Origin of the sequence: Actinomadura sp. NPDC049753, assembly GCF_040674655.1 — a bacterium.
GTDB classification, from domain to species: domain Bacteria; phylum Actinomycetota; class Actinomycetes; order Streptosporangiales; family Streptosporangiaceae; genus Spirillospora; species Spirillospora verrucosospora.
In genome coordinates this window covers 1-21,969 of record NZ_JBFARL010000064.1, presented here as the reverse complement: position 1 = coordinate 21,969, position 21,969 = coordinate 1, and the positions used below count along the sequence as shown (strand labels likewise).

Here is a 21,969-nt window from a genome sequence, read left to right as displayed (position 1 = left end):
GAGTCAAGGGAATGTGTCCGGAACGCCCTGGTTCGCCAAGGCCCTTGACCCCCGAAATGAACGCTCGTTTAATTTCGATATGGGGCGGATCGCGGGCGTCACGCGCGCGGAGACGCGGGAGCGGCTGCTGCGCGCCGCCGCCGACGAGTTCGCGCGGCGCGGCTACGACGGGACGCGCGTCGCCGACATCGCGCGCGCCGCCGGCGTCAGCAACGGCGCCCTGTACGCGCACTTCGACTCGAAGGCCGAGCTGCTGGTGGCGGCGCTGCGCGCGCACGGGCGGCGGCTGCTGGCCGACCTGTTCGACGCGGAGCCCGACCGCCCGGTCGTCGAGCTGCTGCTCGCCATCGGGCGGTGGCTTCCGAAGCGCCGGGACGCCCGCGCCCACCTCGTCGTGGAGGCCCTCGTCGCGGCCCGCCGGGACGGGGAGGTCGCCCGTCCCCTGCGCGACTACGTCGGCGAGCGCGCCGACTGGCTCGCCGGCCTCATGCGCATCGCCCAGGCGGGCGAGGAGATGGACCCGGCGCTGTCGCCGAACGCCCTCGCCCACCTCTGCCTGGTGCTCGGGATGGGGAGCGCGCTCATCCCGCCGGACATGCACGCCGTCGGTGACGAGGAGTGGGCCTCGCTGCTCGCGCGGATCGTGGCCGCGCTCGCGCCGCCCGTCCCGGCCGCCGTCCCACACGGGAGGAACACGATGAAGGTGCGGATCGACCCGGAGCGCTGCCAGGGCCATGGCCGGTGCTACGACCTGGCCCCCGGCCTGTTCGGCGAGGACGACGAGGGCTACGGCACGGTCCTCGGCGACGGCGCCGTCCCCGAGGGCGGGGAGCAGGAGGCCCGCCTGGCGGTCGCGAACTGCCCCGAGCGGGCCGTCGACGTCCTCGGGGAGGAGTGAGATGACCGCGGACGACCGCTTCGACAAGGACTTCAGGGAGGAGCGGGAGGGCCGTCCGCTCGGCACCCGCAACGAGGTCGTCACGGGCCCGGTCTCCGACTGGGCGACCGACTTCTCCCACCTGGAACCGGAATGGGCCGCCGACCCGTACCCGATCCAGGACGACCTGCGGCGGCGCTGCCCGGTCGCGCGGACCGAGCGGTTCGGCGGCGGCTGGCTGCCGACCCGCTACGAGGACGTCGCGGCGATCGCCTACGACACCGAGCGCTTCACCTCCCGCTCGGTCGTCATGAGCAACTTCCGGCCGCCGCGCGAGGTGGCGCCGATCGGCGTCACGCCGCCGATCTCCTCCGACCCCCCGTTCCACCACGACGCGCGCAGGCTGCTGCTCCCCGCGTTCAAGAAGTCCGCGGTGGCGCGGCTGGAGCCCGCGACCAGGGCGTACTGCCACGAGCTCATCGACTCCTTCGAGGGCCGCGACGTCGTGGACGCCGCCCACGAGTACGCCCAGCACATTCCGATCCGGGTCATCGCCGACATGCTCGGCTTCCCGCCCGAGGACGGGCCCCGGTTCCGGGAGTTCGTCGAGAACACCCTCGAAGGAGTCAACCTCCCTCCGGACGAGCGCATCGCCCGCATGGACAAGCTGTTCGACTACCTGCTGGAGCAGATCCGCGACCACGTCGCGAACCCCCGGGACGACCTCACCACCTATCTCGTCGAGGCCGAGCTGTACGGGCGCAGGCTCGAACCGTCCCACGTCTCGGGGACGGTGGCGCTGCTGCTCATCGCGGGGATCGACACCACCTGGAGCGCGATCGGCGCCTCGCTGTGGCACCTGGCGAGGACGCCCGCGGACCGCGAGCGCCTCGCCGCCGACCCGTCGCTCGTGCCGACCGCGGTGGAGGAGTTCCTGCGCGCCTTCGCGCCCGTGACGATGGCGAGGCTGGTGCGGGAGGACATGACCTGGCGCGGCGTCGAGATGAAGGCCGACGACTGGATCCTGCTGTCGTTCCCCGCCGCCAACCGGGACCCGGCCCAGTTCGACCGGGCGGACGAGATCGTCATCGACCGCGAGGTCAACCGGCACGCCGCCTTCGGCCTCGGCATCCACCGCTGCGTCGGCTCGCACCTGGCCCGCATGGAGCTGCGCACGGCCCTCGAAGTCTGGCTGGAGCGCGTGCCGTCCTTCACCCTGGCCGACCCGGCGGCGGTCACCTGGGCCGCCGGCCAGGTCCGCGGCCCCCGCACCCTCCCCGTCCGCATCACCTGAGGCGTCCGGCCAGCCGGGGGAGCAGGCGGAGGGCGTTCGCCCGGTCGACGGCGCGGTGGGCGCGGTCGTCCAGCACCGGGTCGCGGTCGAGGTCCCGGGTGTTCAGCGCGACCTCGCGGGCGGAGTTGGCGGGCCAGTCGGTGCCGAACAGGACGCGGTCGGCGCCGACGGCCGCGATCAGGGACGGCGTGGCGTAGGGGGAGACCGGCAGGGCCGTGTCGTAGTGGAAGCGGCGGAGCGCCGGGCGCATCCGCGCCGGGAGCGGGCCGCCGTCCTCCCGGGCCGAGCGCTCGGCCCGGCCCGCCATGTACGGCAGGAACCCGCCGCCGTGGGACAGGATGACCGACACCCGCGGGTACCGGACGAGGGTCCCGGCGGCGATCAGGCTGAGCGCGGTGCGGGTGGTGTCGAGCAGGTAGTCGGCGAGCCAGTCGCCGACGCCCGGCGCCTCGGGCAGGCCCTGGGGGGCGACCGGGTGGACGAACGCGACCGCGCGGCGCCGGTCGAGCTCGGCCCACAACGGCTCGAACATCGGCTCCCCGAGGTAGTGCCCGGCGGCCGAGGTGTTGAGGAGCACCCCGTCCGCGCCGAGGCCGTCGAGGGCGTGGGCGATCTGGCGCACGGCCAGGTCGGGGTGGAGCATCGCGGCGTTGGCGAAGAAGCCGAACCGCGTGGGGTGCTCGCGCACCAGCTCGGCCAGCGACTCGTTGCACACCCGGACGCCAGAGACGGCGAGCTTCCGGTCCGTGAACGCCTCGGCGGGCACCGGCGCGGACGCCACCCCGGCGGCGATGCCGTTGGCGTCCATCGTCCGCAGGGTGCTCGGCAGCGTCCACTGGGCCCAGGACGGTCCGCCGGTCGGCGGGAGAAGCCCCTGCTCGATCGCCCACTCCCGCATCCTGGGCGGGACGGCGTGGTGGTGGGTGTCGATCCTGCCGCGCGACCGGCCGGGGGTGGCGGCGACCGCCTCACCTGCCGGAACGGCGGCCGCGGCCATCGCAAGGCCGGTCACCTGCAGGGCGCGGCGGCGGGTCGTCTCGGGCATGCGCGTCTCCCTCGCTCGTTCGATGGGCCGCCCACCCAACTCTCTCTCATAAGAAAGTCTCATCTGAGACTATATCAGAAGGCCCTAAACTGGAGCCATGCTCGACGACCTGCTCGAACGCATCCTGTCCGAGGACGGCGACCCGGCCGTCCGGCACGTGGGGCTCGGCATGCTGCTGGCCTCCGCGCACAACCGGAGCCGGGCGAGCATGAACGAGGAACTGCGCCCCCTCGGCGTCGACGTGCGGGGGTTCTGCATGCTGCTCGCCCTGGAGATGTACGGGCCGTCCAGCCAGCGGCGCCTCATCGACCTCACCGGCATCGACAAGTCCACGATGGTGCGCATCGTCGACGAGCTGGAGGCCGGCGGCCTGGTCCGGCGCGAGCGCGCCCCGCAGGACCGCCGGGCCCACTCCATCAGCCTGACCCCGGACGGGACGCGGACGCTGGAGCGCGGGCGGCGCGCCGCCGCCGACGTGGGCGAGCGGCTCTTCGGCCGGCTCGGCGGAGACCAGCGGGACCGCCTCGTCGAGCTGCTCCGCGGGATCGCCGAGGACGCGGGCTGAGCGGAGCCGCTCCGGGCGGCGCCGCGGAGGCGTGTGTCGTATGCGAGGGCTGTGGCGCTGAGTAAGAGAGAGGTCACGCGGTAGAGAAGCCCGTAGCGCCGTACAGGAGAGTGAGCATGATCTTTTTGCCGGGCCGGTCGTCATGAGCAGTGCGGACGAGGTCGTCGTCCACGAGACGCTGCCGTCCCGCGTCCTGATCGGGCCGGGCGCGAGCGATCTCGTCGCGGACGAGGTCGCGCGGATCGGGGCGGGAAGGGTGCTGCTGGTCGCGGCGCCGTCCGCCGCCGGGCCCGCCGACCGGATCGCCGGGGCGCTCGGGGCCGGGCTCGCGGCGCGCTTCGACGAGCCGGCCCCGCACACCCCGGTCGCCGTGACGGCGCGCGCCCTGGAGGCGGCCGCGGGCGCGGACTGCGTGGTCGCGGTCGGCGGCGGCTCCGCGATCGGCCTGGCCAAGGCGGTGTCGGCGCGGACGGGGATGCCGCAGGTCGCGGTGCCGACCACGTACGCGGGCTCGGAGATGACGCCCGTGCTGGGGGAGACCGAGGACGGTGTGAAGACCACGCGCCGCGCCCCGGCGCTGGCGCCCGGGACGGTCGTCTACGACCCCCGCCTCACCCTGGGCATGCCGTCCGGGCTGACCCGGACCAGCGCGATGAACGCGCTCGCCCATGCCGTCGAGGCCCTGTGGGCGCCGGACGCGACGATGGTCACGGACGCGCTGGCGACCGAGGCCGTGGCCGGCATCCTGGGCGCGCTGCCCGAAGTGCTGGACGACCTGACGGGGCCGGAAGGGCGCGCGCGTCTCCAGTCGGCCGCGTGGCTGGCCGGGATCTGCCTGGCGCGGACCCGGATGGGGCTGCACCACCAGCTCGCGCACGTCCTCGGCGGGGCGTTCGGCCTACCGCACGCCGAACTGCACACGATGCTGCTGGCGCACGTCATGGCGTTCAACCTGCCGTCGGCGCCCGCCGCCTCGGCCCGGCTGGCCCGGGTGGCCGGGCCGGACCCGGTCGCGGTCGTCGCCGCGCTGGCCCGGGCGCACCGGGGACCGACCCGCCTGTCCGCCCTGGGCGTCCCCCGCGAACGGCTCCCCGAGATGGCCCGGCGGGTGGCCGCCGACCCCTATCCCAACCCGCGCACGCCGGACGCCGACGCGGTCGCGGAACTGCTCGACGCGATGTGGTGAGCGGCCGGTGGCGAATAATTCTCGCAATTTTCGAATAGGATCGCCGCTGTCCCGCGTTCAATGGGCCGGTCAATCGGATCGTCTATTCTTGGCGTATGTCCACTCCCGGTCCGGAGTCCGAATCGAAATCGGTTCGGGTGCTGATTGTCAGTGACAATCCGGTCTCCCGGATCGGATTCGCGTCGCTGCTGGAAGCGGTGCCGCACGTGGTCGTCGCCGGGGGCGCCTCCCTGGACCGCGCCCCCGCCGCCGTCCGCGACCGCACGCCCCACGTGGTGCTGCTGGACGCCTCGCCGCCGCACCCGAGCACCGTCGGATCGCTGACCCGGGCCGGGGCCGACGTCCGAATCGTCGTGGCGACCGCGACGCAGGACCCGCACGTCCTCGTCGGGGTGCTCGCGGCGGGGGCGCACGGCTGCCTCACCTACGGCCACTTCGAGCCGGCGGACCTCGCGGACGTGCTGGTCGCGGCCGGGCGCGGGCAGTCGTCGCTGTCCCCGCCGGTGGTGACCGCCCTCGTGCGCTGGCTGCACGACGGGACGCGGCGCCCGCCCGTCCGGCCGGATCCCGGGCTGACGGCCCGCGAGGCCGAGATCCTCGACCTGATCGCCGCCGGGCTGACCAACCGGCAGATCGCGCGCCGCCTGGTCATCGCGGAGAAGACCGTGAAGAACCACGCGCACCAGATCTACAAACGGCTCGGCGCGGCCGGCCGCGAGCACGCCATCGCCCGCTGGCAGGAATTGCGTCCCGCGTCCGCCGGCGGCGGGACGGACGTCCCCTAAGCCCGATCACGGGCCGCAGTAAACCGATCGCCGCAGGCCCTGCGGAGTCCTAGGACCGGTCCCGGTCGAAGACGGGACCGGCTTCCGCCTTTACTTGCCTGTTGTGGTCCCGCATGCTCTGGTCGTCCGGTTCGAAAGAACTCAATTGCTTTTCTATTCGGGATGTGAACGGTGTTGAAATCCAGTCGCCGTCGTCGCGTGCTCCGGGAGGCCCGGTGAGCCTCCCGCGCCGCCCCGCTCTCAGCGTCCTCGCCGGGGCGCTGGCAGCGGCCGCCCTGACCCTCTGCCCGCAGCCCGCGGCCTCCGCCGCCGGGCCCCGCGTCGACCTGCGGGTGCTCGTCGTCACCGACGGAAGCGGCTCGGTGTCGGCCGTCGCGGACCGGTTGACGACCGAGGGCGTCCCCCACACGACCGTCGACCTGCGCGACTCCGGCCGGCCGGTGATCGACGAGGCGTTCCTGTCCGACACCGTCGACGGGGCGCCGCGCGCCAGGTACCAGGCGGTCGTGCTGCCCAACGCGGCGCCGTTCTCCAACGCCGCCGAGATGACGGTGCTCGCCGACTACGAGAAGCGGTTCGAGATCCGCCAGCTCGACTCCTACGTCTACCCGTCCTCCACGGTCGGGATGAACGCCCCCGGGTACGCGGGCACCCTGGACGGGACCACGGCCCAGGTCACCGACGCAGGGCGCGGCGACGCGTTCCGGTACCTGCGCGGGCCCGTGCGGTTCGACGACAACGCCGCCGACGTCGGCGAGAGCTACGGCTTCCTGGCGACGCCGCTCCCGGACGATCCCGCGACCGGGGCGTCCTTCCAGACGTTCCTCACCGGAACCGTCCAGGGCAGGACGGGAACGCTCGGCGGCGTCTACACCCACGACGGGCGCAGCGAGATGGTGCTGACCTTCAGCGCCAACAGCGACCAGTGGCAGTCCCGGACGATCGGCCACGGCATCGTCACCTGGCTGACCAAGGGCGTCCACCTCGGCTACAGCCGCAACTACTTCGGCGTCCACGTCGACGACGTGTTCCTGCCCGACGCGCGGTGGAGCACCGAGGACGACTGCACTCCGCACGAGGACTGCGAGGGCCCGACGTTCACCGAAGAGATCCGCATGAAGCCCGAGGACGTCGCGTTCGCCGACCAGTGGCAGACGCGGCGCGGGTTCGCGCTCGACCTGGCGTTCAACGGCGACGGCAGCGACGACGAGATACGCGAGAAGGGAAGCGACCCGCTCGCCGACGCCTTCGTCGCCGCCCGCGGCAGGTTCCGCTGGGTGAACCACACCTTCGGCCACGCCTTCCTCGGCTGCCGGCAGGACCTGCGGATCCGGCCGTGGACGTGCCTGAAGGACCCGGAGACCGGCGAGACCCTCTACGTCGGCGCCGACGACATCAAGCAGGAGGTCACCAGGAACATCGACTGGGCGACCGCCCGCGGCATCGCCCTCGACACCGCCGAACTGGTCACCGGCGAGCACTCGGGCCTGCGCATCCTGCCGCAGCAGCCCGACGACAACCCGAACCTCGGGCCCGCGCTGGCCGGGACCGGCGTCGAGTGGACGGCGGGCGACGCCTCCCGCGAGAGCGGGCAGCGGGAGCTCGGAAGCGTGCGGACCGTCCCGCGCCATCCGCTCAGCGTCTTCTTCAACGTCGCGACGGAGGCCGAGGAGGTCGACGAGTACAACTACATCTACACGCGCCGGGCCGACGGCGGCAGCGGCCTGTGCGAGGACCATCCCGACACGACGACGTGCATCACGCCGCTCGACCCGGCCACCGGGTTCACGTCCCACATCGTCCCGACCGACACGCGGATCACGCTGTCGCACGTCCTCGGCAACGACCCGCGCCCGCACTACGCGCACCAGTCGAACCTCACCGAGGGCCGCATCCTGTACACGCTGCTCGACCGGGTCCTCGCCGACTACCGCGCGGTGTTCGCCGACGACACCCCGGTGACGAACGTCCCGATGTCGGCGGCGGGCGCGGAACTGCGCCGGAAGGACGCGTGGCGCGCCGCGCTCAGGGGCGGCGACGTCACCGCCTACCTGCAGGACGGCAAGGTCACGATCAAGGCGCCCGGCGGCCTCGACGTGCCGGTCACCATGCCGGAGGGCACCCGGGAGGGCGGCGAGCCGTTCGGCCGGGCCTACGCGGGCGAGCGCTCGGACCACCGGGCCGGGGACGTCACCCTCACCCCGCCCGGAGCCTGACGTTGGAGATCACCCTGGTGACGGAGGGAACGTATCCGCACAACTACGGTGGCGTGAGCGTCTGGTGCGACCAGCTCGTCCAGGGCATGCCGGAGCACTCGTTCCATGTCCGGGCGCTCACGACCACCGGGTCGGAGCCGGTGGTCTGGGACCTTCCCGGCCATGTGACCGCCGAGTCCCTCCCGATGTGGGGGCCGTCCGGAGGGCGGCCCCCGTCCCGCGGCGACGCCCGCCGGTTCGAGCGGCTCCTGCGCCCCTTCCTGGACGCGGTCCTCGCGCCCTCCCGGGACGCGGAGGTGTTCCCCCACATCCTGCGCGGGCTGTTCGAGTTCGGGCGGACGAGCGACCTCGGTGCGGCGATGCGCGCCGAGGGGCCCGTCCGCTGGCTCATGGACGCCTGGACGGCCCGCGCCGACGAGTTCGACCGGATCGGCGTCCGGCCCACCGTCCACGACGCGCTCACGGCGATCGACCTGCTGGAGCACCTGCTGCGCCCGCTGACCGTCCCGCCGCCGCGCGCCGACGTCACGCACGCCGTGTCCAACGGCATCCCCGTGCTGCCCGGCCTCGCCGCCAAATGGACCCACGGAACCCCGCTGTGCCTCACCGAACATGGCATCTACCTGCGGGAACGCTATATCGGGATGCGGCGGTCGCCGTTCGCATGGCCGGTCAAGGCGGTGGTGCTCGGCTTCATGCGCCTGCTGTGCGCCGCCGGCTACCGCACGGCCGACCTGCTCACCCCCGCCAACCTCTACAACCAGCGGTGGGAGGTGAGGTGCGGCGCCGACCCCGGGAACATGGAGACGGTCTACAACGGCGTGGACCCGGCGAGCTTCCCGGCCGCCGGCGCCGAACCCGCCGGCCCCACCCTCAGCTGGGCGGGGCGCGTCGACCCGATCAAGGACCTGGAGACGCTGATCCGGGCGTTCGCGCTGGTGCGGGAGGAGCTGCCGGAGGCGCGGCTGCGGATGTTCGGCGGCACCCCGTCCGGCGGGGAGCGGTACCGGGCCCGCTGCGAGGAGCTCGTCGCCCACCTCGGCATCGCCGGGCGGGCCACGTTCGAGGGGCGGGTCGACGACATCCGCGACGCCTACGCGGCGGGCACGGTGGTCGTCCTGTCGAGCATCTCCGAGGGTTTCCCCTACACGCTGATCGAGGCGATGACCTGCGGCCGCGCGACCGTCGCGACCGACGTCGGCGGGGTGCGGGAGGCGGTCGCCGACACCGGCCTGGTCGTCCCGCCGCGCGCGCCGCGCCAGATGGCGGACGCGTGCCTGCGGCTGCTCGGGGACGAGATGGCGCGGCGGCGGCTCGGCCGGGCCGCGCGGGAGCGGGCGCTGGAGCTGTTCACCGTGGACCGCGCGATCGACGCGTTCCGGGAGATCTACGCGGGGCTGCGCGCGCCCGGCGGCGCGAACCGCCCGGCGGCCGAGGCGAGGCTCGCGTGAGCGCCTCGGTGGAGGGCCTGCGCGAGCGCATGGCCGACCTCTGCGCGGGCGCCGTCGACGCGCTGGAGGTCACGGCCGGGCTGGAGGCGGAGGGCGTCAATGACGAGGCGGCCAAGGAGTACGGCCATCCGGACGTGTTCGCGCTCGCCGAGGACCTGTACGCCCGGACGCCGCGCCGCCCGCCGCCGCCCGAGAACGCCGAGGCGCCGTGGAGGCCCGAGCCGCTGCGCCACCTGCTGCGCGGCGCGCTGTTCGGCCTCCCCGGGCTCTGCTACGTCTCCGGTTCCCAGGTGCTGGACGGAACGGGCGCGGGCGTCCTCCTGGTGTTCTCACTGCTGCTGTCCTGGGCGTTCAGCCAGGGGACGGCCTACCTCGGGTACGTCCGGCTGGGGCTCGCGGGCCGGGCGGCGGCGTCCGGCGTCCTGCGCTACGGGCTTGCCGGCGGGACGCTGGCCGTCGTCCCGGCCACGGTGGGCACAGGCGTCCTCCTGGGAGCGGGCACGATGGCCACGGCGCTGTCCGCCGGGCTGTCGGCCTACCTGCTGTCCGCCACGGCCGTGCAGGTCAGCGGCGCCGAGGTGTGGCTCCTCCCGGCGCTGCTCCCCGGCGTCGCCGCGGGGACGCTCCACCTCGCCGGGCACGGGCCGCCCGCCGCGGTCTGGGGCGCGTGGGCGGTGTCGCTCGCGGCCACGGCGGTGCTCGCGCTTCTCTGCACACGCGGCGCCGGACGTCCGAAGGTGACACGCGCGGACCTCAGGGCGGCGCTGCCGTTCGCCCTCTTCGGCGTGCTGACCGGCGGGCTGCTGACGTACACGCTGCTGTGCGCGCTGGCGGGCCGCCCCGTCCCGTCGGGGACCACGACGGTGGCGGTGCTGTCGCTCTCGCTGTCGATGGGCTGCGCGGAATGGGTCCTGTACGCCTACCGCCGGCGCGTCCACGACCTGCTGCGGTCGCACACCGGCATGGCCGGGTTCACGCGCGCCGCCCGCACCGTCCTGGCCCGGGCGCTCGTCCAGTACCTGGCGGCGCTGCTGGCGATCACCGCCGCCGCCGCCGTCATCGCCCCCCTGCCCGCCACGGCCGTCACGGCGCGGACGCTCGGCGGGTTCGCCGCGCTCGGCTGCGCGTTCTTCGTGGCCCTCGTCCTGCAGGCCTGCGGCCGCATCGGCGCCGCCCTCGCCGGATATGCCTGCGCCCTGACCGCCGAGGCCGCGGCGGTCCCGGCCCTGCCGGACGCGGCCCCCGCCACGGTCCAGCTCGCCGCCGCGTGCGGGCTGCTCGTCCTCCTCACGATCCACGCGGGCCGCGTCCTGGCCCGCGCGACCTCCCATCGATGAAGGGCAGACAACCGATGCAGAACACGGTCGCCGTGACGGGAGCCGACGGGTTCATCGGCTCCCACCTGGTCGAAGCGCTCGTGGAACGCGGGCATCGCGTCCGGGCCATGGTGCAGTACAACTCGTTCGCGTCCTGGGGATGGCTCGACGACGCCGCGCCCGACGTGATGGAGCAGGTGGACGTGGTGCCGGGCGACGTCCGGGACCCGGCGTCGGTGCGCGGCCTGGTCCGGGACGCGGAGGCCGTCTACCACCTGGCCGCGCTGATCGCGATCCCGTACTCCTACCGGGCGCCCCGCTCGTACGTCGACACCAACGTCACCGGGACCCTGAACGTCCTGGAGGCCGTGCGGGACGAGGAGACGCCGCGGCTCGTCCACACCTCCACCAGCGAGACGTACGGGACGGCGCGGCGCGTCCCCATCGACGAGTCGCATCCCCTCCAGGCGCAGTCCCCGTACGCGGCCACGAAGATCGCGGCGGACCAGCTGGTGGAGAGCTACCACGCCTCGTTCGGCCTGCCCGCCGTGACGCTGCGCCCGTTCAACACCTTCGGGCCGCGCCAGTCGGCGCGCGCGTTCATCCCCACCGTCGTCGGCCAGATCGCCGCCGGGACCGGCGCGGTCGAGGTCGGGGCGCTCGAACCCACCCGCGACTTCACGTTCGTCCGCGACACCGCCGAGGCGTTCGTCGCGCTCGGCACGGCGCCCGCCGGGGACGTCGTCGGCGGCACGTTCAACTCCGGCACCGGCGTGGAGATCTCCATGGGGCGGCTCGCCCGGACCATCGCCGGCCTGATGGGCGCCGACCCCGAGTTCCGGGGCGCCGCCGACCGCGAGCGCCCCGCGGCGTCGGAGGTCATGCGGCTCGTCTGCGACAGCGGCCGGCTGCGCCGCGTCACCGGCTGGCGGCACCGGCACACCCTCGAAGAGGGCCTCAAGCAGACCGTCGAGTGGTTCCTCGACCCCGCCAACCTGGCGCGCTACCGGACGTCCACCTACACCATCTAGTGAGGCCCCATCATGCACGCCGTCATCCTCGCGGGCGGCAAGGGAGTGCGGCTGCGCCCGTACACGACGACCCTTCCGAAGCCGCTCGTCCCCATAGGCGACGAGTACTCCATCCTGGAGATCCTGCTGCACCAGCTGTCCCGGCAGGGGTTCACCACCGTGACGCTGGCCATCGGGCACCTCGGGCACCTCATCCGGTCCTACGTCGGTGACGGGAGCCGGTGGGGGCTGCGCGTCGACTACGCCTCCGAGGAGGCGCCGCTCGGCACCATCGGCCCGCTGCTGACCATGCGGGACCGGCTCCCCGCCGAGTTCCTGGTGACCAACGGCGACGTCCTCACCGACCTCGACTTCGCCGGGCTGCTGGGCGAGCACCGCGCGGCCCGGCCCCCGCTGACCGTCGCCACGTACGCGCGGAAGGTCGACATCGACTTCGGCGTCCTCACCGCCGTCGACGGGCGGGTCGTCGAGTTCGCCGAGAAGCCCACGCTCGACTACCAGGTCAGCATGGGCGTGTACGGGGTGTCCGCCGCCGCGCTCGCCGAGTACGAGCCGGGTTTCCCGCTCGGCTTCGACGAGCTCGTCCTCGACCTGCTGGCGGCCGGGCGCCATCCGCGCGCGTACCGGTTCGACGGGTACTGGCTCGACATCGGCCGGCCCGCCGACTACGACCGGGCCAACGCCGAGTTCCCCGCGCTGCGCCCGCAACTGCTGGAGGGCCGCGTCCCGGCCTCCCGGCGGTCATGAGCCGGATCCTGCTGGTCGGCGCGACGGGGTTCGTCGGCCGGCACGTCCGGGCGCGGGCGGCCGCCGCCGGATTCGACGTCGTCGCGGCCGGACGGTCACCGGGGCTCGGCGGCCTGCCGCTGGACCTGACCGCCGGCCCCGGCGCCGTGGCGGCGGCCGTCCGGCGCGTCGCGCCGGACGTGGTCGTCAACTGCGCCGGGGTCACGCACGGGTCCTCCACGGAACTCGTCCGGGGCAACGTCGTCGCCGTCGCGAACCTCCTCGCGGGGGTGGCGGCGGCGCCGGGGCCCGTCCGGCTCGTGCACCTCGGCTCGGCCGCCGAGTACGGGCACGTCGTGCAGGGCACGCCCGTCTCGGAGCTCGCGCCGCCGCGCCCGCTCGGCCCGTACGGGGTGACGAAGCTGGCCGGGACGGAGCTCGTCCGCGCCGCCGGGCTCGACGCGGTCGTCCTGCGGGTGTTCAACCCGGTCGGGCCCGGCGCGCCCGGCACCACGCTGGCCGGGCGGCTCGCCGCCGAGCTGCGCCGCACGGCGGGCACCGGCGAGGACGTGCGGGTGGGGCCGCTCGACGCGAGCCGCGACCTCGTGGACGTGCGCGACGTCGCCGACGCGGTGGTCGCCGCCGTCCGCGCCCGCGGCGGGCTGCCCGCCGTGCTGAACGTCGGCAGCGGGCGGGCCACGCCGCTGCGGGACCTGGCGACGCTGCTGCTGCGCGTCACCGGCGCGCGGAGCCGGGTGCTGGAGTCCGCCGCGGGCTCGGACCGGTCGGCGGGCGTGGCCTGGCAGCGCGCCGACATCCGCGCCGCCGGCCGGGCGCTCGGCTGGACCCCGGTCACCGACCTGACGACGTCACTGCGCGATCTCTGGGCGGAGCACCTTAAGGAGCGGAGCGATGCGGGGGGTGTGGGGGGTCGTCCCCCCACAGGGGGCAGGGAGGAGCGGAGCGATCCGGGGGGTGTGGGGGGTCGTCCCCCCACTGGGAGCACGGCATGAGCGGGGCGGGGCTTGCTTCGTCGGTGGCCGTGCCGGCGTACTTCCATCCCGGCGCCGTCGACTGGACCGACCTCGCCGACCCTCGTCTCGGCGCCGTCGTGCTCAACGTCGACAGCGGCGCGGGCACGGCGCGGGACGGCGGGTTCGCGGACGTCGCGCACCGCACGTCCGCCGCCGGGGTGCGGCTCGCCGGGTACGTGGACACCGCGTACGGGCGCCGCCCGCCCGCCGAGATCGAGGAGGAGGTGCGGCGGTACCGCCGGTGGTACGGCGTCCGGGCGGTGTTCCTCGACCAGGTGTCCGCGGTGCCGGAGCATGTGCTGCGGTACCGGCGCATCGTGGCGGGCGTCCGGGCGCGGGGCGCGGAGCACGTCGTCCTCAACCACGGCGCGTACCCCGACGAGGCGTACGCGCGGTTCGCCGACCTGCTCGTGACCTTCGAGGGGCCCTGGTCGACGTACCGGCGCGTCCGTGCGCCCGAGTGGGCGACGCGGCTGCCCGCCGAGCGGTTCTGCCATCTGGTCTACGCGGCGCCGCGGTCGGTTCTCCCGCGCGCGCTTGCGCGTGCCAGACGCTGCAACGCAGGCGTCGTGTACATCACCGACCGGGCGGGAGCGAACCCGTGGAACGGCCTGCCCGAGTACTTCTCCAGGGAGCTTTCCCTGGTCTACGCGGCGGACTGATCGGGGTCGTGTCGTTCCGCTGCGATGGTCCGGCTGGTGCTTTACGCTCACACCCCATGCGTGGACCACTGGTGCGAATCACGTCCGTCCTGGTCGCCGGGACGTCCCTGCTCGCCGCTCCCGCCATGCACCCCGCGGCGCTTGCCACCGCCAAGGCAGGCACCGCCGCCAAGGGAGATCTGGGCAAGGACCTCGACGCCATCCTCGCCGACAGCCGCCTGAAGGGCGCCACCGTCGGCGCCGTGGTGCGCGACGCCCGCACGGGCGCCGTCCGCTACTCGCGCGGCGCGACGGCGCAGGTGATGCCCGCCTCGAACATGAAGCTCTACACGTCGGGCGCGGCGCTGTCGCTGCTCGGGCCCGGGTACCGGTTCCGCACCGGCGTGTACGCGCGGGCGGTGGCCGGATCGTCCGTCAAGGGCGACCTCTACCTCAAGGGGACCGGCGACCCGACGACGCGGGCCGCCGACTACGACCGGCTCGCCGCCCAGGTGGCGGCGCGGGGCGTGCGGCGCGTCGAGGGAGACCTCGTCGCGGACGACTCCTGGTTCGACGCCGTCCGCACGCCCTCCCACTGGGACCCCACCGACCTGCAGTACTACTACGCCGCGCAGACGTCCGCGCTGACCGTCGCGCCGGACGACGACTTCGACGCCGGATCGGTCGAGGTGTCGGTGAGGCCGGGCGCCGCCGAGGGCGCGCCGGTCGAGGTCGGGCTGGTCCCGGCGACCCGTACCGTCAAGATCGACAACAGGGCGGTCACGGGCGCTCCCGGGTCGCCGTCCACGCTGGCGGTGAACCGGGCCAACGGCAGCGACACCATCGTGGTGAGCGGCTCCCACCCCGCGGGCGGCGCGGCCTACACCACCCTGCGCACGGTCGAGAACCCCAGTCTGTACGCGGCGGACGTCTTCCGGAGCGCGCTGCGGGCGCACGGCGTCGAGGTCGAGGGCGCCACCGAGCGCGGCAGGACCCCGAAGGGCGCCGCCGCGCTCGCCGCCCGCTCCTCGATGCCGCTGTCGCGGCTGATGGTGCCGTTCCTCAAGCTCAGCAACAACATGGTCGCCGAGACCCTGGTCAAGGCGATCGGCCGGGAGAAGGCGGGCGAGGGGAGCTGGACGGCGGGCCTGCCCGTGGTCGAGAGGTACGCCCGCGGCCAGGGCGTCCCCACCGCACGGCTGGACATGGCCGACGGATCCGGGCTCTCGCGCGAGAACCGCACGACCACGCAGGACGTCAGCACCATCCTGAGGAAGGCGCAGAGCGCGCCCTGGTTCAGCGCCTGGTACCGGGCGCTGCCGGTCGCCGGCGACCCGGACCGCCTCGACGGCGGCACCCTGCGGTCGCGGATGCGGGACACCCCGGCCGCGGGCAACGTGCACGCCAAGACGGGGACGCTGACCGGCGCGTCCGCGCTCTCGGGCTACGTCACCGACCCGTCCGGGCGGCGGCTCGTCTTCTCGGTCGTGCTGAACGGCTACCAGGGCGCGGCGCCCAAGGACATCGAGGACAAGGTCGCGATCCGGCTGGCCGGGGGAGACCCCGCCGCCGTCCGGACGTTCCGCACCTCCGGGAACGCCCCGCAGCTGGAGTGCTCCTGGATCGGCCGCTGCTGACCGGCGACCGCCTCTGGACGGGGGCGGGGCGCGTCCCGCCGGCGGGGGAACGCGCCCCGCCGGCGTTCACCCCTGGTGCTCGGGCACGTAGAGGCGGACGTCGTCGACGTACGCCTCGCCCTCGTAGTAGTTGAGGTGCGGGTCGCCGATGATGAAGGAGTCGGGGTAGGCCGAGCCCTTGGGCCAGCTGTGCTCGGTCGTGTACGTCCCGGCCGGGCCCTTGTGGACGAGCCTGCGGTCGAAGCGGCCGTCGTACTCGCCCGGCGTCTGGTTGTAGTGCCAGATCGGGCGCCCGTTCTCCACGAAGTCGTGGTGGACGCGCAGCGTGGTCTGCCCGGTGTGCAGGAACGGGCCGCTCATCTCCAGCGTGTACCCGGTGCGGTCGCGCTCGATCGCGAACCGGTAGGCGGCCTTCGGCATCAGCTCCGGCCGCAGCTCGGCGCTGGTCAGGTGCCCCTCGAACCGGCCGCCCGGCCCGTACCGCCGGTCCATGGACGCCTCCCCGCACGCGGTCTTGGCGTAGTACTCGTTGCTGATGTTGTTGTTGGCGGTCTCGCGGAACAGGTCGCCGCGTGGGAACAGCGCGTTGACGCCGTTGAAGGTGCCGTCGAACGTCCGGTACATCGTGCGGGTCTTCGGGTTGCAGGTCGCGGCGTTCTTCCAGCGGGCGTCGTCGCTGTAGTAGCCGTCCATGATGGCCTTGCGCCGGAAGTGGATGCCGGGGTTGCCGTGCGGCGCCGGGTTCGCGTGGTCGAGGATCGTCAGGTAGTAGAACCCGTTCTCCCGCGTGACGTCAGGGTACTGGCACCGGGACTTGCCGGGCAGCGCGCCCTGGAAGGTCCAGGGGTACCGGGTCTTGCACGGTTCCTTGGTGTACCCGTTGTGCCTGCCGTTGTAGTCGAACGTGCCGCCCCGCTTCCCGCCGAACTGGATGCCCCGCAGCGTCATCTCCACCCGGTAGTACCGGGGCAGCGCGCGGGTCGGCCGGATCAGGACGCCCGCGTCCCAGCTCGGCTCGGAGATCCGCGCGACGTGGTGCCCGCCCGGCAGCGTCACGGCCGACAGCCCCGGACGGGAGTCGGGCCGCCCGTCGCGGTCCTTGTCTACCGCGGCGACCTCCGCGGTCAGCCACCCCCGCTGCCCGAAGGCGACGCGCTTGCGGAACACGTTGAGGGTCTTCATCTGCCGCTCGAACAGCGGCCCGCTGATCTTCTTCCAGGCCGCCCCGTCGTCGTCGAACGCGTCGACCGCCCACGGGCTGCGCGGGCCCTGCGGGTCGAGCCGCCACGGCGCCCCGTCGACGCGCAGCGGCCGGTCGAACCGCTCCTGCGCGACCAGCTTCCACCGGCCGCCGCCTCCCGCCGTCCCCACGGACCATCCCGTGGACACGACCGCGGCGGCGGCCGTCCCGACGGCCACGCCTGCCACTCTCCAGCTCGTCCTCAAGACGCACACCCCTCCCGCGGAGCGCGCGGTCGCGCTCCGCCCCCGAACGTCGCAACGCATCGGAATTATACGAATGCGGAGAGTGATGAAGTGGGAGGCGGAGCGCCGGCGTCGTCAGCGTTGGGAGAGGTAGCCTTCGGCGGTGTCGCGCAGGCGCTCGTGGACGCCGTCGTAGGCGGAGGCGCCCGGCAGAGCGGTCTTGGGCATCTTCGCGAGCATCGTGTAGTTGGTGTCGACGACGTTGCCCGCCGGGGCGAGCGCCGCCTGGCTGACCAGCTGGTAGGCGTCCAGCTCGTCCAGGCCGAGCAGCGAGGACGTCCAGGTCACCAGGTCGTGCTGGCTGATCCGGAACGCGTCCTCCAGCGGGCGGGCCGACCCGGTCGACATCAGGTGGAGGTCGTCCTCCAGGCGCGGCCAGGCCGGTGCGGCCCCCTTGATCAGGTCCACGACCACGACGGTCTCCATCGCCGCCTCCACGGCGGTGCCGCAGACCTCGCCCTCGCCCTGGCGGCAGTGGCCGTCGCCGATCGAGATCAGGCCGCCCGGCACGTTGACCGGGAAGTACGCGGTGGTGCCCGCGCGCATCTCCGGGGTGTCCATGTTGCCGCCGTGCGCGCCCGGGGTGATGCTCATGATCACCTCGCCGGCGGCCGGGGCCACGCCCACGGTGCCGTGCATGGGGTCGAGCGGCAGCTCGATCTCCAGCTCGCTCTCGCGGGCGCGGAAACGGCAGACCCCGCGGGCGGCGTCCACGTCGTAGATCCACACCCGTTCCGGCAGGGCCTGGTGCAGCATCGCCGTCGTGTGCGTCGCGGTCAGCGCCCCGAAGTGCGGGAACGTGGACGAGACGGCCCAGTCGCGGGCGGGGCGGATGTCCACGAAGTGCACCGCGACCGCGTCGCCGGGCTCGGCGCCCGCGACGGCGATGGGGCCGGTGACGGGGTTGAGGTAGGGGAAGGAGCACACCCGGCTCGGCAGGTCGTCCACTCCCCGGACGGCGCCGCCGAAGCAGTCCTCGGTCGTCAGCTCCACGACGGTGCCGGGCGCGACCGTGAGCGCCGCCTCCCGGCCGCCGAACGCGAAGCCGGGCTCGGTTCCCGTCATGGAGACCACGTCGAACGTCACTTCTCGTTCTCCTCCTCTGCGATGCCGGCCAGGGCCGGACGGCGGTTGGTGACCAGCAGCCCGACCAGCAGCACCAGCCCGACGCCGAGCCACAGGAAGCCCAGCTCCTGCGCGGCGACCTTCGCGTTGACCACCACGTAGGCGAGGATGCCGAAGCCGATCGCCGGCGCGATCAGGTGGCGCCACCAGTCCCGGCTGCCCGACCGGACGACGTAGTGGACGACGACCGAGACGTGCAGCACCAGGAAGGCCGTCATGGCGCCGAAGTTGACGAGCGAGCTGAGCAGCGTGATGCCGTCCTCGCGCTGCTCCATGTAGAGGCCGAGGCCCAGCGAGACGGCCGCGACCAGCAGGGTCGCGTTGACCGGGACCTGCCGCCGGGGATGCACCCTGGCGAGGAACCTCGGCAGCTGCCGGTCCCGCGCCATGGCGTACAGCAGCCGGGACGTCGCGGCCTGCGCGACGAGCGAGTTGGCGAAGCCCCACGCGATGGCGGTGGCCAGCGCGGTCAGCTTGGCCAGCCACGCGCCGCCCGCGACCCGCGCGGCGTCGTAGAACGCGGTGCCGTCCGGGTCGCCCTCGCCGACGAGCTTGTCCGGGTCGGTGACCAGCAGCGACGCCACCCACGTCTGGACGATGAACAGCACGCCGACCAGCAGCAGCGCGGCCACCATGGACCGTCCGATGGCGCGGGCCGACTCGCGGTTCTCCTCGGCCAGCGTGGAGATGCCGTCGAAGCCGAGGAAGCTCAGGACCGCGATCGACACGGCGCCGAACACCAGCCCCCACGAGAACGTCGAGCCGTTGTAGATCGGGCTGAGGCTCCCTCCGCCGTGGCCCTTGCCCTGGGCGAGCGCCACCAGGCCCACCACCAGGAAGACCGCCAGGATGACCAGCTCGGCGACCAGCATGATCCGGTTGATCCGCGCGGTCATCTCGATGCCGAAGAAGTTGACGGCCGTGTTGAGCACGACGAACGCGATGAGCCACAGCCACACCGGGACGCCGGGCACCAGCGAGTTCATCGCCACGCTGGCGATCAGGTACAGCAGGGCCGGCACCAGCACGTAGTCGAGCAGGATCATCCAGCCGGACAGGAACCCGACCGGCGCCGCGATGCCTCGCCCGGCGTAGGTGTAGACGGACCCGGCCATCGGGAACGCCCGCGACATCTGCGCGTACGAGCCGGCGGTGAACAGCATGGCCAGCATCCCGATGGCGTAGGCGAGCGCGACCATGCCGCCCGAGCCCTCGAAGACGCTGCCGAAGATGCCGAACGGCGCGATCGGCACCATGAAGATCAGCCCGTAGACCACGAGGTCCCGGAACGTGAGGGAGCGCCGCAGCTCCTGGGTGTACCCGTAGCGCTCGATGCCCTCCGGCGGCGTGGGGTCGACGGCCATGGTCCCTCCTCGGGCGAGGACGCGGGTCGTTCCCGCTCAGCGAACCCTAGAGGCAATCTTTTCAAATGAAAAGGTTTGATCCGCAAAGACCTCAGAGGCGGGTGACGACGGTGAGGTCCAGCCCGTCAGCCCTGGCCAGATAGCCCTCCGGGCGCGGCGGGCCGAGCGGCGCCGCCGACCAGGCGCGCCGCGCGACGGGGTCGGCGCCCGCCAGCAGCCGCGCCGAGGCCGACCGCCCCTCCCGCGCGGTCAGCATGCCCGCGGCGGCCAGTGCCGCCAGCAGGTGGACGCCGTCGTAGCAGCCCTCCGCGTAGGCGTCCAGGACGGGGGCCGCCTCGCCGAACACCGTCCGGTACCGCTCGGCCAGCGCGAGCTGCCGCTCGTCCCCCTGCCCGGCGAACGACCGCATCGCCGAGTACAGCTCCCCGGTGTCGTCCCCGCCGGTGGCGAGCAGGACGTTCTCCTCCAGCGCCCCCGACAGCCGGACCACCCCGGCGGACAGCCGCGAGGCGGTGAACACCCGGTTGAACACGGCCAGGTCCCGGCCGACCAGGCTGAGCAGGACCGCCTCCGCGCCCGTCCGCGCCAGCGCGAGCACGACCTCCTCGAAGCGCGCCTCCGGGTCGTCGCCGACCGCCCACGGGAAGGGCACGAGCCGGTCCAGCACCACCTCGCCGCCCGCCGCCCGGACCTGCCGCGCCGCCGCCCGGTGCACCGCCCGCGGCCAGATGTAGTCGCTGCCCAGCAGCGCCCAGCGCCGCAGCCGCAGTCGCGCGCTCAGCCAGCGCAGCGCGGAGCCGAGCTGCCGGTCCGGTGAGTCGCCGAGCAGCACCACGCCCTGCCGCCGCGGCCCGCCCTCGTGCGGCGGCGTGAACACGTACGGCACCCGCCCGGCGAGCGCGGCCTCCAGGCCGCGGTGCACGTCGCTCGTGTGGAACCCGACGAACGCCTGGACGAGCCCGGCGTCGGCGAGGAACCGGGCCTCGCCCGCCACCGCGCCCGGCGCCCGCCCGGCGTCCACCGGCACCAGCTCGACGGGCCGTCCCGCCGCCCCGCCGGAGGCGTTGACCTCGGTCGCGGCGAGGCACGCGGCGCTCAGCCCGGAAGGCCCGGTCAGGCCGAGGGGCCCCGACAGCGGCAGCAGCAGTCCGAGCCGCAGCACGGCGGGATCCGGCCCGGTGACCAGCAACCCCGTGCCGTCCCGCACCACCGCGCGCATGATCGCCGAACCCGTCATGACCAGGCCAAGTATGCTCTTCCCACGGGCGGCTGGCGAGGGAGGCACCGGGTGGTCGAGCGGCACGGCGCGGCGGCGCGCGCGGCGGAGACCGAACTCGTCGACCTGCTCACCCGGACGCAGCGGGCCCTGGCCCGCGGCCTCGGCGCCCGCCTGGACGAGGAGGGCGCGACGGTCGAGCAGTGGCGGGTGCTGCGCGCCCTCGCCGCGGCCGACGACGTCTCGATGGGCGAGCTGGCGCTCATCGTGGAGATCCCGCACCCCACCCTGACCCGGCTCGTGGACTCCCTGGTCGACTCCGCCTACCTCTACCGGTCCCACTCGACCCGGGACCGCCGCCGTGTGTCGGTGCACGTCTCCGACCTGGGCCGCGCCAAGCTGGAGCGGCTGGAGGCGCTGGCCCGCGCGCACGAGCAGGCCCTCGCCGAGCGGCACGGCGACACGATCCAGAACCTGTCCGACCTCCTGTCCGACCTCTGGAAGGGCCTCCGCTGACCCGGTGCCCGCCTCCCCTGTGCACAGTGGGCGCGTCGGTGTTCGTTCTGTCAGGGAGCGACCGTAAGGTCGGCGCATGTCGCGGCGGCGTTTCGATCAGGCCATGCAGCAGATGCGGACGAGGGAGCCGCGGGTCCGGGAGGACGCGTTCGACTTCCTGCGCGAGCACGCCGACGCCTACGTCGGCGAGCTGATCGCGGAGTTCGCGGCGGAGCGGGACGACCCCGGCCTGCGGTGCTGGCTGCTCGAACTGATCGCCGAGGCTAGGGCGCCGGAGGCCCTGGAGGTGTTCCGCGGCCAGCTGGAGAGCCCCGACGAGTCGCTGCGGTTCTGGGCGGTCCGCGGGCTGGAGATGCTCGACACCCGCGAGGCCGACGAGGTCCTCGACCAGGCGCAGGCCGGCGGCTGGATCTCCTAGCCCCGGCCCCGGGCGCGCCGCGGGGGCGCGGGGGCACGGCC

The 21,969-nt window shown here is 73.9% G+C and carries 20 protein-coding genes; 15 read left to right on the top strand and 5 right to left on the bottom strand.

The genetic code is table 11. From position 1 onward, the window contains the following. Positions 1 to 79: 79 nt before the first annotated feature. Both AB0K37_RS18580 and AB0K37_RS18575 read left to right on the top strand, forming a co-directional pair. Positions 80 to 898, top strand: coding sequence for a TetR family transcriptional regulator (locus AB0K37_RS18580; RefSeq protein ID WP_363982241.1), 819 nt, complete (start codon positions 80 to 82; stop codon positions 896 to 898). A 1-nt stretch (position 899) separates the two neighbouring features. Beyond that, positions 900 to 2,171 carry a cytochrome P450 gene (locus AB0K37_RS18575; protein WP_363982238.1) on the top strand — a complete coding sequence of 424 codons (1,272 nt, stop codon included), beginning with the start codon at positions 900 to 902 and terminating at the stop codon, positions 2,169 to 2,171. Here the strand turns inward: AB0K37_RS18575 and AB0K37_RS18570 are convergent. Continuing rightward, entirely contained in the window at positions 2,164 to 3,216 is a 1,053-nt protein-coding gene (locus tag AB0K37_RS18570; RefSeq protein WP_363982235.1) for an amidohydrolase family protein, read from the bottom strand. The genes AB0K37_RS18575 and AB0K37_RS18570 overlap by 8 nt on opposite strands. A gap of 97 nt (positions 3,217 to 3,313) precedes the next feature. Here AB0K37_RS18570 and AB0K37_RS18565 point away from each other — a divergent pair, with 97 nt between their 5' ends. From AB0K37_RS18565 to dacB, 11 genes are all read left to right on the top strand, one after another. Next, positions 3,314 to 3,781 (top strand): MarR family winged helix-turn-helix transcriptional regulator, encoded by a 468-nt coding sequence (locus AB0K37_RS18565; RefSeq protein ID WP_363982232.1) that lies wholly within the window; start codon positions 3,314 to 3,316, stop codon positions 3,779 to 3,781. A 142-nt stretch (positions 3,782 to 3,923) separates the two neighbouring features. Then, positions 3,924 to 4,967: a maleylacetate reductase gene (locus AB0K37_RS18560; protein WP_363982229.1), complete on the top strand. Its 1,044-nt coding sequence runs from the start codon at positions 3,924 to 3,926 to the stop codon at positions 4,965 to 4,967. 137 nt (positions 4,968 to 5,104) lie between these two features. Next, positions 5,105 to 5,752, top strand: a complete 648-nt coding sequence (locus AB0K37_RS18555; protein ID WP_363982226.1) for a response regulator transcription factor — start codon at positions 5,105 to 5,107, stop codon at positions 5,750 to 5,752. 215 nt (positions 5,753 to 5,967) lie between these two features. Continuing rightward, the gene (locus AB0K37_RS18550; protein WP_363982223.1) at positions 5,968 to 7,968 is read left to right on the top strand and encodes a hypothetical protein; all 2,001 of its coding nucleotides are present in this window, start codon (positions 5,968 to 5,970) and stop codon (positions 7,966 to 7,968) included. Positions 7,969 to 7,985: 17 nt separating this feature from the next. Next, a complete protein-coding gene (gene pelF, locus AB0K37_RS18545) occupies positions 7,986 to 9,419 on the top strand; it encodes a GT4 family glycosyltransferase PelF (RefSeq protein ID WP_363982220.1) in 1,434 nt (477 codons plus the stop codon). Beyond that, positions 9,416 to 10,756, top strand: a complete 1,341-nt coding sequence (locus AB0K37_RS18540; protein ID WP_363982217.1) for a hypothetical protein — start codon at positions 9,416 to 9,418, stop codon at positions 10,754 to 10,756. The genes pelF and AB0K37_RS18540 overlap by 4 nt, the downstream gene beginning before the upstream one ends. A gap of 14 nt (positions 10,757 to 10,770) precedes the next feature. Continuing rightward, positions 10,771 to 11,766: an SDR family NAD(P)-dependent oxidoreductase gene (locus AB0K37_RS18535; protein WP_363982214.1), complete on the top strand. Its 996-nt coding sequence runs from the start codon at positions 10,771 to 10,773 to the stop codon at positions 11,764 to 11,766. Between the two features lie 12 nt (positions 11,767 to 11,778). Next, positions 11,779 to 12,513, top strand: coding sequence for a nucleotidyltransferase family protein (locus AB0K37_RS18530; protein ID WP_363982211.1), 735 nt, complete (start codon positions 11,779 to 11,781; stop codon positions 12,511 to 12,513). Then, the gene (locus AB0K37_RS18525) at positions 12,510 to 13,505 is read left to right on the top strand and encodes an NAD(P)-dependent oxidoreductase (protein ID WP_363982208.1); all 996 of its coding nucleotides are present in this window, start codon (positions 12,510 to 12,512) and stop codon (positions 13,503 to 13,505) included. The genes AB0K37_RS18530 and AB0K37_RS18525 overlap by 4 nt, the downstream gene beginning before the upstream one ends. Then, on the top strand, positions 13,502 to 14,188 hold the full coding sequence (locus tag AB0K37_RS18520; RefSeq protein WP_363982205.1) for a spherulation-specific family 4 protein: 687 nt from the start codon (positions 13,502 to 13,504) through the stop codon (positions 14,186 to 14,188). Before AB0K37_RS18525 ends, AB0K37_RS18520 begins: the two co-directional genes overlap by 4 nt. A 56-nt stretch (positions 14,189 to 14,244) precedes the next feature. Continuing rightward, positions 14,245 to 15,804, top strand: coding sequence for a D-alanyl-D-alanine carboxypeptidase/D-alanyl-D-alanine-endopeptidase (gene dacB, locus AB0K37_RS18515; RefSeq protein ID WP_363982202.1), 1,560 nt, complete (start codon positions 14,245 to 14,247; stop codon positions 15,802 to 15,804). 66 nt (positions 15,805 to 15,870) lie between these two features. Here dacB and AB0K37_RS18510 read toward each other — a convergent pair whose 3' ends face one another. The 4 genes from AB0K37_RS18510 to AB0K37_RS18495 form a co-directional block, all read right to left on the bottom strand. Continuing rightward, positions 15,871 to 17,223, bottom strand: a complete 1,353-nt coding sequence (locus AB0K37_RS18510) for a hypothetical protein (protein WP_363982199.1) — start codon at positions 17,221 to 17,223, stop codon at positions 15,871 to 15,873. Between the two features lie 141 nt (positions 17,224 to 17,364). Beyond that, positions 17,365 to 18,375, bottom strand: coding sequence for an acetamidase/formamidase family protein (locus AB0K37_RS18505; protein WP_363982196.1), 1,011 nt, complete (start codon positions 18,373 to 18,375; stop codon positions 17,365 to 17,367). After that, positions 18,372 to 19,778: an APC family permease gene (locus AB0K37_RS18500; RefSeq protein WP_363982194.1), complete on the bottom strand. Its 1,407-nt coding sequence runs from the start codon at positions 19,776 to 19,778 to the stop codon at positions 18,372 to 18,374. Before AB0K37_RS18500 ends, AB0K37_RS18505 begins: the two co-directional genes overlap by 4 nt. A 91-nt stretch (positions 19,779 to 19,869) precedes the next feature. Continuing rightward, positions 19,870 to 21,015 (bottom strand): ABC transporter substrate-binding protein, encoded by a 1,146-nt coding sequence (locus tag AB0K37_RS18495; RefSeq protein ID WP_363982192.1) that lies wholly within the window; start codon positions 21,013 to 21,015, stop codon positions 19,870 to 19,872. Positions 21,016 to 21,066: 51 nt separating this feature from the next. On the opposite strand from AB0K37_RS18495, the gene AB0K37_RS18490 reads away from it, so the two are divergent. Both AB0K37_RS18490 and AB0K37_RS18485 read left to right on the top strand, forming a co-directional pair. Next, positions 21,067 to 21,510, top strand: coding sequence for a MarR family transcriptional regulator (locus AB0K37_RS18490; RefSeq protein WP_363982189.1), 444 nt, complete (start codon positions 21,067 to 21,069; stop codon positions 21,508 to 21,510). A 76-nt stretch (positions 21,511 to 21,586) separates the two neighbouring features. Beyond that, positions 21,587 to 21,928 (top strand): HEAT repeat domain-containing protein, encoded by a 342-nt coding sequence (locus AB0K37_RS18485; RefSeq protein ID WP_363982186.1) that lies wholly within the window; start codon positions 21,587 to 21,589, stop codon positions 21,926 to 21,928. Positions 21,929 to 21,969: the final 41 nt, after the last annotated feature.

Excerpts from the sequence above, each read along its gene's own strand:
- AB0K37_RS18580 (WP_363982241.1), top strand. The coding sequence starts at position 80 with ATGGGGCGGATCGCGGGCGTCACGCGCGCGGAGACGCGGGAGCGGCTG.
- AB0K37_RS18575 (WP_363982238.1), top strand. The coding sequence starts at position 900 with ATGACCGCGGACGACCGCTTCGACAAGGACTTCAGGGAGGAGCGGGAG.
- AB0K37_RS18570 (WP_363982235.1), bottom strand. The coding sequence starts at position 3,216 with ATGCCCGAGACGACCCGCCGCCGCGCCCTGCAGGTGACCGGCCTTGCG.
- AB0K37_RS18565 (WP_363982232.1), top strand. The coding sequence starts at position 3,314 with ATGCTCGACGACCTGCTCGAACGCATCCTGTCCGAGGACGGCGACCCG.
- AB0K37_RS18560 (WP_363982229.1), top strand. The coding sequence starts at position 3,924 with ATGAGCAGTGCGGACGAGGTCGTCGTCCACGAGACGCTGCCGTCCCGC.
- AB0K37_RS18535 (WP_363982214.1), top strand. The coding sequence starts at position 10,771 with ATGCAGAACACGGTCGCCGTGACGGGAGCCGACGGGTTCATCGGCTCC.
- AB0K37_RS18530 (WP_363982211.1), top strand. The coding sequence starts at position 11,779 with ATGCACGCCGTCATCCTCGCGGGCGGCAAGGGAGTGCGGCTGCGCCCG.
- AB0K37_RS18525 (WP_363982208.1), top strand. The coding sequence starts at position 12,510 with ATGAGCCGGATCCTGCTGGTCGGCGCGACGGGGTTCGTCGGCCGGCAC.
- AB0K37_RS18520 (WP_363982205.1), top strand. The coding sequence starts at position 13,502 with ATGAGCGGGGCGGGGCTTGCTTCGTCGGTGGCCGTGCCGGCGTACTTC.
- dacB (WP_363982202.1), top strand. The coding sequence starts at position 14,245 with ATGCGTGGACCACTGGTGCGAATCACGTCCGTCCTGGTCGCCGGGACG.
- AB0K37_RS18500 (WP_363982194.1), bottom strand. The coding sequence starts at position 19,778 with ATGGCCGTCGACCCCACGCCGCCGGAGGGCATCGAGCGCTACGGGTAC.
- AB0K37_RS18495 (WP_363982192.1), bottom strand. The coding sequence starts at position 21,015 with ATGACGGGTTCGGCGATCATGCGCGCGGTGGTGCGGGACGGCACGGGG.
- AB0K37_RS18485 (WP_363982186.1), top strand. The coding sequence starts at position 21,587 with ATGTCGCGGCGGCGTTTCGATCAGGCCATGCAGCAGATGCGGACGAGG.